We start from the raw sequence: 14,300 nt of genomic DNA on the forward strand, positions 1-14,300 counted from the left end.
AGGCGAAGGCCCGGGCGTCCACGTTCTTTGCGCCACGGGGCAAGACGTGGATGGCCGGGTCAAGCCCGGCCATGACGCTGTGGAAGCGCCAATGCCCCAAGTTTTTCTGTCAGATGCAATAGCTCTCGCCGCAGGCGGGGAGAGGCGAAGAAGAACCTGTCAACCCATCATCCGGCTAGGGCATCTCGCCGAGCCTTGCGCGCGCTTTGGTCTTGAAGAGTTCACCATTGCGACCCATCTTGTGGCGCCCGCGGGTACAGGCGTACCCTGCTATTTCCGCGGTTTTTATGCGAGGACCTGGGATGACTGGACCGGACGGAAGCGAGCAGTTTGTCAAAAGGCACGATTTCGTTTCGCCTCGACCTCGCGTGATCGCGGGGCTTCTCGCCGCGGCATTCGGTCTTGCGGGCTGTGGACAGCCGACCCCGCAAGCGGCCGCCCCGCCGCCCGCGCCGGTGACCGTCGCCCAGCCGGTCAAGCGCACCGTCACCGATTGGGACGAGTTCACCGGCCGCTTCGAGGCGATGGAGGAGGTGCAGGTCCGCCCGCGCGTCGGTGGGTTTGTCAACTCTGTCGAATTCCAGGATGGCGCCATCGTTCGTCAGGGCGATCTGCTCTATGTCATCGACCCACGTCCGTTCGAGGCGGTGGCCACGCAGGCGGAGGGGCAGCTTTCCGATGCGCGTGCCAAGGTGGAGCTTGCAAAGCGGGAGCTCGATCGCGGTTTGAGCCTGGTGCAGACCAGCGCCGTCTCCGAGCAGGTTGTCGATCAGCGCCGGCAGGCCTTGCAGGCCGCGCATGCTGCCGAAACACAGGCCGAGGGTGCGCTCAAAGTCGCCAAGCTCAATATCGAATTCACGCATGTGACGGCGCCGCTGACCGGCCGCGTCAGCCGCCATCTCGTCAGCCCTGGCAATCTCGTGCAGGGCAGCGATACCGGAACGTCGACGCTGCTCACCTCGATCGTGACGCTCGACCCGATCTATATCTATTTCGACATGGATGAGGCGACCTTCATCAAATACAGCAAGCTGTGGTTCGAAGGCCGCCGCCCGAGCTCGCGCGATACGGCGAACCCGGTGCAGGTGACGCTCGCCGGCGAGACGAAACCATCCCGTGAAGGCAGCATCAATTTCCTCGACAACCGTCTCGATGTCTCCACCGGCACGCTGCGCAGCCGCGCCGTGATCAAGAACACCGATCTGTCGATCCTGCCGGGTCAGTTCGGTCGCGTCCGCCTGATCGGCAGCGCGCCATATGAGGCGCTGCTGATTCCCGACGTCGCGGTTGCGACCGACCAGTCGCGCAAGATCGTGTTCGTGGTGAAGCCGGACGACACTGTCGAGGCGCGTCCCGTGACGCTAGGGCCGCTCGATGACGGCTTGCGCGTGATCCGCGAAGGGCTGAAGGCTGACGATCGCGTCATCGTCAACGGCATCCAGCGCGCCCGTGTCGGCGCCAAGGTCGCCCCGCAGACGGCGCCAGCGCCGGCCGGTGGCAAGCCCGGTGACAAGTCATGAATCTTGGCCGTCTCTCCATCAACCAGCCCATTCTCGCGATGGTGCTGTCGATCGTGCTGCTGATCGTCGGCGCGCTCGCGTACACCACGCTGCCGGTCTCCGAATATCCGCAAGTGGTGCCGCCGACCGTCGTCGTCACCACGCAATATCCTGGCGCCTCCGCGCAGACCGTGTCCGACACGGTTGCAGCTCCCATCGAGCAGGAGATCAACGGCGTCGAGGACATGCTGTATCTCTACAGCCAGGCGACCTCGAACGGCCAGCTCACCATCACCGTCACTTTCAAGCTTGGCACCGATCTCGACAAGGCCCAGGTGCTGGTGCAGAACCGCGTCGCGATCGCGCAGCCGCGTTTGCCTGAAGAGGTTCAGCGCAACGGCGTCACCACACGCAAGAACTCGCCCGACATTTTGATGGTCGTGTTCATGCTGTCGCCGGACGACACTTTCGACCAGCTCTACATCTCCAACTACGCGCTGCTCCAGGTCCGCGACCAGCTGCTCCGGATCGACGGCGTCGGCGACATCCAGATCTTCGGCGCACGCGATTATTCGATGCGGCTATGGCTCGATCCGGATAGAATCGCCAATCTCGGCTTGACCTCGGCCGAAGTGCTCGCCGCGATCCGTGCGCAGAACGTGCAGATCGCGGGCGGCCAGATCGCCGAGCCGCCGATCGCGGATCGCGCTTTCCAGCCGAACCTCACCTTTACCGGGCGATTGAAAGACCAGAAGCAGTTCGAGGACATCCTGATCAAGGCCGGCTCCGACGGCCGCACGGTGCGCCTGCGCGACGTCGCCCGCATCGAGCTCGGTGCTCTCGCCTACTCCACCAACAGCTTCCTGCTGCGCAAGTCGGCGGTCGCCATGCTGGTGACGCAGCGGCCGGGATCGAACGCGCTCGCGACCGCGAAGAACATTTCGGACACGATGACGAAGCTGAAGGAGACCTTTCCGAAGGGCCTCGACTTCAATATCGGCTACAACCCGACCGAGTTCATCGCGCAGTCCGTCCATGAGCTGATCAAGACCATCTACGAGGCCATGTTGCTCGTGGTCATCGTGGTTCTGGTATTCCTGCAAGGGTGGCGACCCGCGATCATTCCGATTATCGCGATCCCGGTTTCGCTGGTCGGCACCTTCGCGGTGATGGCGGCGCTCGGCTTCTCCATCAACAACCTCACGCTGTTCGGGCTCGTTCTCGCCGTCGGCATCGTGGTCGACGACGCCATCGTGGTGGTCGAGAATGTGGAGCGGCATCTCGAGCATGGCATGAGCCGGCGCGACGCCGCGCTGAAGACTATGGAGGAGGTCGGCGGCGCACTGGTGTCGATCGCGCTGGTGCTCTGCGCGGTGTTCGTTCCGACTGCGTTTCTGGGCGGCATATCCGGGCAATTCTTCCAGCAATTCGCCGTCACCATTGCGGTCGCGACCGCAATCTCCTGCTTCTGCTCGTTGACGCTATCGCCGGCGCTGGCCTCGCTTCTCCTCGTCCCGCACGAGGAGAAGCGGCCGCCGGCGCGCTGGAATATCCTCGCCCGCGGCTGGAGCGCTTTCACGGGCGTCTTCAATCGCGTGTTCGACCGTCTCGCGCATGGCTATGCCGGCCTCGCCAATTTCGTGATCCGGCATTCGGCGGTGATGATCCTGATCTACGTCGTGCTGATCGGCAGCGCCGGCTGGCTGATCGCCACCACGTCGCAAGGCTTCATTCCGGCGCAGGACCGCGGCTACGTCATCATCTCCGTGCAATTGCCGGGCGCCGCTTCGCTGGCACGCACCACCGAGGTCGTGCGCGAGATCGAGCGGATCGCGCTGGATACGCCGGGTATCATCCGCGTCGCCGCTTTCGCCGGCTTCTCCGGCGCGACGCGGACGCAGGCCGGCAACGCGGCGGCGCTCTTCCCGGTGTTCGACGAGCCCGAGGCGCGGATCAAGAAGGGATTGTCTGCGAACGCCATCACGGTCGAGCTGCGCAAACGCCTGGCCGCGATTCAGGGTGCCTTCATCATCGTGATTCCGCCGCCGGCCGTGCCCGGCATCGGCACCGGTGGCGGCTTCACCATCCGCATCCAGGACCGCCAGGGCCGTGGGCCGGAGATGCTCGCCGCAGCTACTGACGAGCTTGTCGCCGCAGCGCGCAAATCGCCCTCGCTGCTCGCTCCCTCCGTGTTCTCTCCGTTCTCGGCCAATACGCCGCAGCTCTTCGTCGACATCGACCGCACCAAGGCGCAGAAGCTCGGCGTTCCCATCGCCGGCATCAACGACACGATCCAGACCTATTTCGGATCGACCTATGTCAACGACTTCAACCTGTTCGGTCGCACCTATCACGTCACCGCGCAGGCGGACTTCCCGTTCCGCAAAGAACCGAGCGACCTGTCGCGCCTGCGCACGCGGAACGCCTCCGGCGACATGGTGATGCTGGGCAGCGTGGTCGAGTTCAAGGACGTCTCGGGCCCCGACCGCGTTGCGCGCTACAATCTCTATGCGGCGTCCGAATTGCAGGGCGAGCCGGCGCCGGGCACCAGCTCGACCACCGCGCTCAACACCATCAAGAAGCTCGCCGACGATACCCTGCCGAGCGGCTTCACCTTCGAATGGACCGACCTGTCGTACCAGCAGATCACGGGCGGCAATGCGGGTCTCTACGTGTTCCCGATCTGCGTGCTGTTCGTCTATCTCGTGCTCGCTGCGCAATATGGCAGCTGGACCTTGCCGTTCGCGGTGATCCTGATCGTGCCGATGTGCCTGTTGGCCGCCACCATCGGCGTGCGCATCATGGGGCAGGACGTCAACATCCTCACCCAGATCGGTTTCGTCGTGCTGGTAGGGCTGGCGGCAAAGAACGCGATCCTGATCGTCGAGTTCGCCCGCGACATCGAGAAGGAAGGCAAGCCGCGGCTGGAGGCCGTGATCGACGCCTGCCGCCTGCGCCTGCGGCCGATCCTGATGACGTCCTTCGCCTTCATCCTCGGCGTGCTGCCGCTGGTGATCTCGTCCGGCTCGGGCTCGGAGATGCGGCAAGCGGTCGGCGTCGCCGTGTTCTTCGGCATGATCGGCGTCACCCTGTTCGGGCTGTTGTTCACGCCGATCTTCTACGTGGTGGTGAGGAACCTGGCCGAGGGGAAGAACGAGGGGAAGCCGAAGGCGGTGGGCTGATTCCTCTCAAATGTCGTCCTGGCGAAAGCCAGGACCCATTACCCGATGGAGAGGTTCGAAGCGAAGCTGGTAACCACGAGTCGTCGCAAAACGACGCCCTGTGGTTATGGATCCCGGATCTGCGCTCCGCTTCGCTGCGCTTGTCGGGGACGACGCCGTTTGCTTGGCACGCCCTTCATACTAACGACCAACATGCAATGGATGGGCAGGCGCGGGGTTCTTCACTAGTATCCGCCCGATTTCAAAACAGAAAACTGCTGGGAGCAACCGATGAAATCAGCACTTTTGGCCGCTGTCGCAATTTCGGCCTTGCTGGCGGCCGCGCCGGCCTCTGCGCAAGGCGTCAAGATCGGCATCCTCAACGACCAGTCCGGCGTCTACGCCGATTACGGCGGCAAATGGTCGGTCGAGGCCGCCAGGATGGCGATCGAGGATTTCGGCGGCGAGGTGCTGGGCCAGAAGGTGGAACTTGTCACCGCCGACCACCAGAACAAGCCGGATCTCGCGACCTCGATCGCGCGCCGCTGGTACGATGTCGAGAACGTCGACATGATCACGGAGCTGACGACCTCATCGGTCGCGCTCGCGATCCACGAGCTCTCCAAGGAAAAGAAGAAGATCGACATCGTCGTCGGCGCTGCGACCTCGCGCCTCACCGGCGATGCCTGCCAGCCCTATGGATTCCACTGGGCCTATGACACCCGCGCGCTCGGCGTCGGCACCGGCGGCTCGCTGACCAAGGCCGGCGGCGACAGCTGGTTCTTCCTCACTGCGGACTACGCCTTCGGTTACGCATTGGAGAAGGACACCAGCGAGATCGTCACCGCCAATGGCGGCAAGGTGCTCGGTTCGGTGCGCGTGCCGCTCAACTCCTCGGACTTCTCCTCCTTCCTGCTCCAGGCGCAGAGCTCGAAGGCGAAGATCGTCGGCCTTGCCAATGCCGGCCTCGACACCACCAACTCGATCAAGCAGGCGTCCGAGTTCGGCATCGTCTCCGGTGGCCAGAAGCTCGCGGGCCTCTTGATGACGCTCGCCGAAGTGAACGGTCTCGGCTTGCAGGCCGCGCAAGGCCTGGTGCTGACCGAGGGCTATTACTGGGACATCAACGACCGCACCCGCAATCTCGGCGAACGCTTTCTCAAGCGCACCGGCCGGATGCCGAACATGATCCAGGCCGGCACCTATTCGGCGACGCTGAGCTATCTCAAGGCGGTCAAGGCCGCTGGCACCAAGGATCCGGATGCGGTCGCCAAGAAGCTGAAGGAGTTGCCGGTCGACGACGACTTCGCGCAAGGCGGCAAGGTGCTCGAGAACGGCCGCATGGTCCACGACATGTATCTGTTCGAGGTCAAGAAGCCCTCCGAATCGAAGAAGCCCTGGGACTATTACAAGCAGCTCGCGGTCGTTCCCGGCGAGAGGGCGTTCTTCACGGCCAAGGAGAGCGGCTGTCCGCTGACGAAGTAGGGCCAGGACCGCGCCAATAACTCCTATGTCGTCCCGGCGAAAGCCGGGACCCATAACCCCAGGGAGAAGTTGTGGGCGCGCACTGGTAACTCCGAGTCATCGTCAAACCACATCCCGTGGTTATGGGTCCCGGCCTTCGCCGGGACGACTCTGAGTGCGTGGCGGTTGCCCGCCCCTCACACCAGCCGCAGCACCACCGCGCCCAACGCCCCCGCCCACAGCGCAATCGCCGCGACGCCCTGGATCATGAAGCCCGGGCCGCGTTTAGCGGCAGCCTTCGAATAACCGATGAAATAGACAATGCGGCCGATGATCCACACCGCGCCGATGCCGGCCGCGATGGCGTCGCCGATATAGATCGCAAACAGCCACAGCGCCGGCAGGACGATCGGCATCCATTCCAGCGTGTTCATCTGAATGCGAAACGCGCGCTCGAAATCCGGATGGCCTGACGTGGCCGGCACCTTAACACCGGTCTTGGCCCGCGCCCGCGAGACATTGATGCAGGTGAAGAAATAAAATGCGATCGCCAGCAGCGTGGCGAGGGCGGTGAGACGATACATCGTTGGTTTCCTTAAAGCGTTTTCGAGCGAAGTCGACACCCGGCCCGCGTAAAGAAAAACGCGTCAAAACGAGGATCTAGACAGGTCGCGCTTCTTCAATACCCGGTCAGCTCGAGATAGCCAACGCCGTCATGCGTGCCGGCAAAGCTGATCGGCCCCTCCCAATAAGAAAAGCCGGTCCCCATCCACGCGTTTGGATTGAGCGCCTTGCACTGGATCGAGAACGACCGCGAGGGGATCGCGATCTGCCATTCCACCGGCAGCTTGTGTCCCGCGACCTCGGCGGTCGCCTTCGGAGTCATCTGGATGTCGTCGCCCGCAATCATGTGCGTATCGCCGGCGGCGGAGATCCAGTTGCCGAACGGATGATTCCGGCCGTCCTTCTGGCGCAGCCGGTACAGCATCAGCTTGTCGCCGGACGCCAGATGCAGCGACAGCCAGTCCCAGCCGGTCTGGTCGGTGTCGAGCGGCTGGCTGCTCCATTCGCGGTCCATCCAGGCCTGGCCGGAAACATCGACCGTCCTGTCGTCGATGGTGAGCGTGCCGCGGGCGCGATAGAACGGCTGGCTGTAATAGTAGGAGGCCTGTCCGCGCTCCGACTTGCGGCTGTAGCCGCGATCGCCTTGCAGCACCACCGGACGATCGGCCTCCAACGTTAACGCATAACTGAAGTCGGCGCCCGCGGCCGTCAGCGTCAGCGGCGCCAAAGTGCGATCTTCGGTGCGCTCGGATCCGTTCATCGCCCAATCGTCGATCCAGGCCGAGAACGGTTTCGCGGTGACGCCGGCCTGCCCCACACCGCCGCGGGAAAACAGCTCGCTGAAGCGGTGGGTGTCGGCGCGTGTCACCGCGGCATGCGCCATCCACACCTGTTGATTGGCCCAGCCTTCTCCCTGCGGCCCCGGTTGCGTCGCCTGCCGGAACAGCGTCCATTGCAGGCCGCAAGCAGCGCCGCTGGCATCGACGAGATTCGCCGTGAGATACCACCACTCGATGCGAAACTCCGGATGCGGCCCGTGATCGTCCGGAAAGGCGAACGTCTTCCCCGGCGTGACCTTGGCAAAGCCGTCGGCTGTCTCGCCGAGCCCGGCATAGCCTTGCGCCCGCGCGCGGCGGACTGCCGCGAGCGCGGCGATGCCGCCGGCGAAGGTGCGCCGCGATATCCTGTCAGCGCTCATTGGCAAACACCTTGACGAGGCTCGCCGGCTGCATCCGGGCCAGTCGGATCATCGGCAGCAGGGCGGCAAGCAACGAGGCGAACAGCGCAACCGCGACCAGCTCGACCAGTTGCAGCGGAAACACGTGGAACGGCAGCCGCCAGCCGAACGCCTTCACGTTGACGATCGCGATCAGGCACCACGCCACCAGCAGGCCGAGCGGCACGGCCAGGAGCGACGTGAACAGCGCGACCGACAGCGTCTTGGTCAGCTCGATCGCGGCAAGGCGTGGCCGCGTGATGCCGATCGCCCAGAGCGGTGCGAGTTGCGGCAGGCGCGAGTTCGCCAGTGTGAGAAGGCTGGTCAGAAGCGCGATCCCGGCGACGCCGAGCGTGAACGCGTTCAGCGCCGACGTCACCGCAAAGGTGCGGTTGAAGATCCGGATCGATTCCGCCTTGACCGTCGCCTGGTCGGCGACGCTGCGGTCATCGAGCGCAAACTGCTTCTGCAGCGCCGCGATCAGGCCGGAGATATTCTCCTTCGCGACGATGAGACCGATGCGCGTCTGCGGCGTCTGCGGAAATTGCCGGATCAGCGCTGCGACGTTCAGGGCAAGCTGGCCCTTGGGGTTGCCGTAGTCGGCATAGATGCCGACGATGTCGAGCTCCCAGGTGCCGCCCGGCGCCGGAACGTCAACGACATCGCCGACGCGGACGTTGAGGCGGCGGCTCAGCTGTTCGCTGATGAACGCGGCATTACCGGGCACGAGCCGGGTCCAGGCACGGGGCGCGGCTTCCAGCAGCGGCCAGCGCTCGCGATAGAGTGCGTGATCGGGCAGGCCGAGCAGCTCCACCGGCTGGCCCTGCACCTGTGCCTCGGCGCGTCCGCCCGACAGGATCGCCTGGACATCGCTGCGCTCCTTCAGCCAGTTGCGGATCGCGACGCCTTTCGCATTGTCGGAGGCGCTGATGTAGACGTCGGCTGCGAGCCGCCCGTTGAGCCAGCTGATGAAGGTGCGGCTGAACGTTTCCACCATGGTGGACACCCCGACATTGACGGCGAGCGCGAGCAGCAGCGCCATCAGCGCCAGCGACAAACCCGAGAGCTGCTGCCGGCTGTCCGCCCAGAACCACAGCGCGAGCGGTTTTCGCGCGAAACGCTGCCCGGTTTGCAGGATGATGTCGAGGAAGGCCGGCAGGATCAACGCGGCGCCGAGCATCAGCGCTGCCAGCACGCCAAAGCCCGCGATCAGCGATTGCCCGTACTGGAGCAGCAACAGCGCGACCGCGAACACGGCGCAGGCAGCTCCGCTTTGCAGGATCAGCCAACGGCGCTGCCGCTGTTGCCAGGCGCGCGGCTGCGCGGTCGCCAGCACCGGCATCCTGACAGCCTTGATCAGGCTGGTCGCCGCGGCAACAAGCGCGCCCACAATGCTGATGCAGATCCCGGCGAGCCACCATTCGGGACGCAAGCTGAGCTGCCCCGGGATCTGCGCGCCATAGAGTCCACGCAGGGATGCTGCGACGTCGGGCAAGAGCGCGGCCGCAATGAAATAGCCGCAGGCAAGCCCGATCAGGCCTGCGATCAGCGACAGCGCCACGAGCTCGACAACCAGCACGGTGTTGATCAGTCGCGCCGAGGCACCGCAGGCCCGCAGCGTACGCAGCATCGGCAGCCGCTGCTCGAAGGCGAGGCCGACGGCTGAATTGACGATGAAAAGACCGACGAAGAACGACAGCAGGCCGAACGCTGTGAGGTTAAGGTGAAAGCTGTCGGTGAGGCGCTCCAGCTCAGTCTCCGCATCCGGCTCAACCCGCTGCAAGCGGTCGCCGACGACGCTCGCCAATGGCGCAGGCTTGCCCTTCGGTTTGCCGATCAGAAGCCGCGAGATCTGGTCCGGTTTGTTCAGCAGCCGCTGCGCCACGCCGATATCGACCACGAGCACGTCGGGCACGAGCTGCGGCAGCACGCGCAGCGGCGGCAGTTTTGCGCCGTTGCTGATCGCTGGTGCCGCGCCCTCCTGCTCCTGCAAATCGGTCAGCGTTTCCTTCGCCACCAGCGTCTGGCCCGGCGGCGCGACGAAGCTGTTGAGATCGGCGGCGCCGAGCCGAGGTGCATTGCCGACATCGACCGGCAGCGTCACCGGCTCGATGCCGAGCAGCCGGACCGAACGCCCGTTGACCTGGACCCGGCCCTCCAGCATCGGCGAGACCGGCCAGCCGGCGCGACGGAGCTTGACGAACAATTCCTGCGGAAAGGTCGCGGCATCAGGCGCGACCAGCATCGGCGTGCGCGCGCCGCCGAAGGTTGCCGCGGCGCGGTCATAGGCGTTGCGGGCCTGCTGGTTGATCGCCTGCACGCCGCTCCACAGCGCAGTCGCCGCGATCAGCCCGATCAGGAGCGTCGCGAACTGCATCTTGTGGCGTCGCCAATGACTGAGCAGAACGGCGAGGACCCAGAGCGCGCGCCTCATGCGATCCGCCCGGCATGCAGATTGACGTGGCGATCGAGTGTCGCGGCCAGATGCAGGCTGTGCGTCACCATCAGAAAGCCGCAGCCGGTGCGCGTGACGAGGTCGCGCGTCAGGGCAAGCACGTCCTCGGCGGTGGCCTCGTCGAGATTGCCGGTCGGCTCGTCCGCCAGCAGTAACGACGGCTTTGTCGCCAGGGCCCGGCCAATCGCGACCCGTTGCTGCTGCCCGCCCGATAGTTGTTCTGGATAACGCTTGAGCAGTCCGCCAAGCCCGAGCCGCTCGATCAGCTCTTTATACCAAGCTGCGTCGTACCGGCCGGCGATCCGCGCCTGAAACACCAGATTATCACCGACCGACAGACTCGGAATCAAATTGTACTGTTGAAACACCAAGCCGATCCGGTCGCGCCGCAGGCCGGCGCGTCCCGCATCGGACAATTTGGTGATCTCGGCATCTTCCAGCCGGATCGTGCCGCTATCGGCGGCATCGAGCCCTGCAATCAGGTGCAACAACGTGCTCTTGCCGCTGCCGGACTCGCCGGTCAGCGCGACGCGTTCGCCCGCCTTGAGGTCGAGATCGACGCCACGCAGCACATGGACCGGCTCACCGGCCGAAGAGAACGTCTTGGAGAGGTTTCGGATGCTCAGCACGATGAATGGCGCCGGACGGAATTAGGGTATTGCTGCGTAGCACACTTGCTGCGGAAATGCCGGGTTGCGTTGGTCTTGAAGCCGTTGTTAGCTCCTAAGAGGACCAAATCAAAAAAGTGCCAAAAAGGGACGACGGGGAGAACGATGAGCGCTCAGGCAACGCAGCCCGCGGCGGGCAAGATGACGGGGATGTCCAAGGAAACGTCGAAGGAAACGCCAAAGGGTGCCTGGACAGTTACATTTCTCCTGTTTCTTTTCATGCTGGTGAACTTCGCAGACAAGATCGTCGTCGGTCTCGCGGGCGTTCCGATCATGACCGAGCTGAAGCTCGAGCCCGAGCAGTTCGGTCTGCTCGGCTCGTCGTTCTTCTTCCTGTTCTCGATCTCGGCGATCGTGGTCGGCTTCATCGTCAACAAGGTACCGACCCGCTGGGTGCTGTTGACGCTCGCGGTGATCTGGGCGCTGACGCAGTTTCCGATGGTCGGCACCGTCTCTTTCACCACGCTCGTGATCTGCCGCATCGTGCTCGGCGCCGGCGAAGGCCCGGCGGCCTCGGTGGCGATGCACGCAGTCTACAAATGGTTCCCCGACGAGAAGCGCACGATGCCGACCGCAATCCTATCGCAGGGTTCGGCCTTTGGCGTGATCCTGGCGGTCCCGGCGCTGAACTGGATCATCGTCAATCATTCCTGGCACTATGCGTTCGGTGCGCTTGGAATCGTCGGTCTGATCTGGGTCGCCGCCTGGCTCGCACTCGGCAAGGAAGGCCCGCTGGACACCCACGCATCGGCCGTGATCGAACCGAAAATACCCTATCTCCAGCTCCTGACATCGCGCACCTTCATCGGCTGCGTGACCGCGACCTTCGGCGCCTATTGGGCGCTGTCGCTCGGGCTCACCTGGTTCACGCCCTTCATCGTCAAGGGCCTCGGCTTCTCGCAGTCTCAGGCCGGCTTCGTCTCGATTCTTCCCTGGGTGTTCGGGGCGACCATCGTCATTCTCACGGGCTGGATCTCGCAGGTGATGCTGGCACGCGGCTACACGTCGCGGATCTCCCGCGGCGTGCTCGGCTCGGTGCCGCTGATCGTCGGCGGCCTGATCCTCGCGATGATGCCGCACGTCCAAGGCGCCGGCCTTCAGATCGCCCTGCTCGTGGTCGGCTCGGGCCTGTGCGGCGCGATCTACGTCGTTTGCCCGCCCATGCTTGGCGAGTTCACGCCGACGTCGCAGCGCGGCGCGGTTCTCGCGATCTACGGTGCGCTCTATACGCTTTCGGGCATCATCGCGCCGCTGGTGATGGGCAGCGTGATCCAGCGTGCCGGCAGCATGCTCGACGGCTACATGACCGGCTTCACCATCAACGCCGCGATCATGGTCGGCTCCGGCCTCCTCGGGCTGCTCCTGCTCTGGCCCAACACGGAAAAGGCCAGGCTGACCGGTGGAGCTACGCCGCAGGCCGCGCCGCTGAAGAGCGCGGTGTCGCCGACGTAAGGGGCGGGCTCCGCCAAACCCAATTACAATCGTCGTTCTGGCCTGGCGCGCAATTGCGCTCCAGGCCGGGACACGATTAGGTTTGCGGCCGCCGCTTCCGCTCCGTGAACGGCGACAGCACCACCGTCGCGAGCATGAAGATCACGGACGCCCCGAACACCCAATGCGGCGCGCTCTGGTCCATGATCCAGCCGAACAGCAGCGGGCTGACGATGCCGCCGAGATTGAAGCCGGTGGAGACGATGCCGAAGGCGCGGCCGGCCGCGCCGGGAGGTGCTGCATTGCGCACCAGCATGTCGCGCGAGGGCGCGATCACGCCGGAGAGGAATCCCGCGGTCGCCATCGTGGCGATCAGCGCCCAGCCCGGCAGCGTGACCAGCGCGATCAGCAGCACGATCGCCGCGTTCGCAGCAAAGCAGGCGGCGGCGACATAGCCGTGGCGCTCGGTGTGGTCGGCAAGGAAGCCGCCCGCGAGCACGCCGGCGGCGCTTGCACCAAGGAAGGCGGTGAGCGCGACATTGGCCGCGGAATAGGTGACGCCATAGCCACTCATCAGCGCTACCACGCCGAAATTGTTGATGCCGGCGACCGACAGGCTGAGCAGCATGAACAGCGCCGTCAGCGTGATCAGCGCCGGCGTGATCACGGCTTGTTTAGGTGCGTTCTCGGTGCCCGGCTTGGTCTTGTGCGCGCCGGCATCGGGAATGTTCATCGTCACCAGCAACAGCGCGACCAGAACGCCGATCGCGCCCGATGCGATCAGCGCACCGGCGCCGCCGGACACGATGACCATCGCGGCGACGATCGCGGGCGCCACCGCGCCGCCGAAATAGCCGGCAAAAGTATGGATCGAGAAGGCGCGGCCCATCCGCGCTTCATCCATGTGCTCTGCAAGGATGGCGTAATCGGCGGGATGGTAGACGCTGTTGGCGAGCCCGAGCAGCACGGCGCAGGCGATCAGCGAGGTGTAGCTGAGATGCAGGCCGAGCAGGATCAGCGCGAAGCCGCCGAGGGTGAGACCGCCCAGCAGGATCCGTCGCGCGCCAAAGTGGTCGACGAGATAGCCGGTCGGCGCCTGCGTCAGCCCCGACACCACGGCCGACACGGTGAGCGCAAAGCCGAGCTCGACATAGCCGACGCCGAGTTGATTCTTGAGGAACGGAAACAGCATCGGCAGGACCAGCAGATGGAAATGGCTGACCCAATGCGCGATCGAGATTCCCGTCAGCGTGCGTAGCGCGCTGTCCGCCTTGCCTTGCTGCGGTGCGGCGAGAACGTCGACCATTGCAGTTCCGTTTTATGTCCTTTGGAGACGCGCAAACTATCGGGCAGAGCGGTTATTTGTCCATGAACGCAGGCGCATGGCTGGTAGTGGGGGCGGGGCGAGAGGGGGTCATGAGAATGGCGAGGACGGTGGCTCCACATTGTCGTCTTGGCGAAAGCCAGGACCCATTACCCCAGGGGGCAGTTTGGCGGAGGATCATCGTCCGGGACTGCGATCCGTCATAATCGAGAGATCACGCGGTATGGGTCCTGGCTTTCGCCAGGACGACAGTTGAGAGCGTGGCAAGAGCCGAGCCCCTCAAAACGGCTCGTCATCCGGCCCGTAGCGGTCGCGCTTCGGGGTCGCCATGTCGCCGTCCTCGTAATCATCGTCGTCGGTGTCGAGCGGAGGCGGAGGCTTCTTCGCCTTGTCTTTTGCTGGCGTGTCGTCCGCAATTTTCGGCGGCGCGCTCGGCTTGCCGATCTTGGCCATGGCTGGTCCCGGATGGTGATGCTGCATCCGTCTAGCCTGAATATATGGGCAGCTGCTGATTTATC

General features: G+C 64.6%; 10 protein-coding genes. 4 read left to right on the top strand and 6 right to left on the bottom strand.

Annotated elements, in window-relative coordinates:
* Positions 1–302 precede the first annotated feature (302 nt).
* The 3 genes from IVA75_RS12930 to IVA75_RS12940 all read left to right on the top strand — a co-directional run bounded on the left by IVA75_RS12930 (position 303) and on the right by IVA75_RS12940 (position 6,145).
* Entirely contained in the window at positions 303–1,520 is a 1,218-nt protein-coding gene (locus IVA75_RS12930; RefSeq protein WP_027565971.1) for an efflux RND transporter periplasmic adaptor subunit, read from the top strand.
* Complete coding sequence (locus IVA75_RS12935; protein WP_247285254.1) at positions 1,517–4,681, top strand: multidrug efflux RND transporter permease subunit; 3,165 nt, start codon at positions 1,517–1,519, stop codon at positions 4,679–4,681. Before IVA75_RS12930 ends, IVA75_RS12935 begins: the two co-directional genes overlap by 4 nt.
* A gap of 270 nt (positions 4,682–4,951) precedes the next feature.
* Complete coding sequence (locus IVA75_RS12940; RefSeq protein WP_247285255.1) at positions 4,952–6,145, top strand: ABC transporter substrate-binding protein; 1,194 nt, start codon at positions 4,952–4,954, stop codon at positions 6,143–6,145.
* A 176-nt stretch (positions 6,146–6,321) separates the two neighbouring features.
* Here the strand turns inward: IVA75_RS12940 and IVA75_RS12945 are convergent, their stop codons facing one another.
* The 4 genes from IVA75_RS12945 to IVA75_RS12960 all read right to left on the bottom strand — a co-directional run bounded on the left by IVA75_RS12945 (position 6,322) and on the right by IVA75_RS12960 (position 10,988).
* A complete protein-coding gene (locus IVA75_RS12945; protein ID WP_247285256.1) occupies positions 6,322–6,708 on the bottom strand; it encodes an MAPEG family protein in 387 nt (128 codons plus the stop codon).
* A 95-nt stretch (positions 6,709–6,803) separates the two neighbouring features.
* Positions 6,804–7,886: a lipocalin-like domain-containing protein gene (locus IVA75_RS12950; protein WP_247285257.1), complete on the bottom strand. Its 1,083-nt coding sequence runs from the start codon at positions 7,884–7,886 to the stop codon at positions 6,804–6,806.
* Entirely contained in the window at positions 7,876–10,338 is a 2,463-nt protein-coding gene (locus tag IVA75_RS12955) for an FtsX-like permease family protein (RefSeq protein WP_247285258.1), read from the bottom strand. Before IVA75_RS12955 ends, IVA75_RS12950 begins: the two co-directional genes overlap by 11 nt.
* Entirely contained in the window at positions 10,335–10,988 is a 654-nt protein-coding gene (locus IVA75_RS12960) for an ABC transporter ATP-binding protein (protein ID WP_247285259.1), read from the bottom strand. Before IVA75_RS12960 ends, IVA75_RS12955 begins: the two co-directional genes overlap by 4 nt.
* Before the next feature lie 144 nt (positions 10,989–11,132).
* On the opposite strand from IVA75_RS12960, the gene IVA75_RS12965 reads away from it, so the two are divergent.
* Entirely contained in the window at positions 11,133–12,479 is a 1,347-nt protein-coding gene (locus IVA75_RS12965) for an MFS transporter (protein ID WP_247285260.1), read from the top strand.
* A gap of 76 nt (positions 12,480–12,555) precedes the next feature.
* On the opposite strand, the gene IVA75_RS12970 is transcribed toward IVA75_RS12965, so the two are convergent.
* A complete protein-coding gene (locus IVA75_RS12970; protein ID WP_247285261.1) occupies positions 12,556–13,764 on the bottom strand; it encodes an MFS transporter in 1,209 nt (402 codons plus the stop codon).
* Positions 13,765–14,061: 297 nt separating this feature from the next.
* Positions 14,062–14,235: a hypothetical protein gene (locus IVA75_RS12975; RefSeq protein ID WP_197031101.1), complete on the bottom strand. Its 174-nt coding sequence runs from the start codon at positions 14,233–14,235 to the stop codon at positions 14,062–14,064.
* Positions 14,236–14,300 lie beyond the last annotated feature (65 nt).

Source organism: Bradyrhizobium sp. 134, from assembly GCF_023074155.1.
GTDB lineage: Bacteria > Pseudomonadota > Alphaproteobacteria > Rhizobiales > Xanthobacteraceae > Bradyrhizobium.

Excerpts from the sequence above, each read along its gene's own strand:
- IVA75_RS12975 (WP_197031101.1), bottom strand. The coding sequence starts at position 14,235 with ATGGCCAAGATCGGCAAGCCGAGCGCGCCGCCGAAAATTGCGGACGAC.
- IVA75_RS12930 (WP_027565971.1), top strand. The coding sequence starts at position 303 with ATGACTGGACCGGACGGAAGCGAGCAGTTTGTCAAAAGGCACGATTTC.
- IVA75_RS12950 (WP_247285257.1), bottom strand. The coding sequence starts at position 7,886 with ATGAGCGCTGACAGGATATCGCGGCGCACCTTCGCCGGCGGCATCGCC.
- IVA75_RS12945 (WP_247285256.1), bottom strand. The coding sequence starts at position 6,708 with ATGTATCGTCTCACCGCCCTCGCCACGCTGCTGGCGATCGCATTTTAT.
- IVA75_RS12940 (WP_247285255.1), top strand. The coding sequence starts at position 4,952 with ATGAAATCAGCACTTTTGGCCGCTGTCGCAATTTCGGCCTTGCTGGCG.
- IVA75_RS12965 (WP_247285260.1), top strand. The coding sequence starts at position 11,133 with ATGAGCGCTCAGGCAACGCAGCCCGCGGCGGGCAAGATGACGGGGATG.
- IVA75_RS12935 (WP_247285254.1), top strand. The coding sequence starts at position 1,517 with ATGAATCTTGGCCGTCTCTCCATCAACCAGCCCATTCTCGCGATGGTG.
- IVA75_RS12955 (WP_247285258.1), bottom strand. The coding sequence starts at position 10,338 with ATGAGGCGCGCGCTCTGGGTCCTCGCCGTTCTGCTCAGTCATTGGCGA.
- IVA75_RS12970 (WP_247285261.1), bottom strand. The coding sequence starts at position 13,764 with ATGGTCGACGTTCTCGCCGCACCGCAGCAAGGCAAGGCGGACAGCGCG.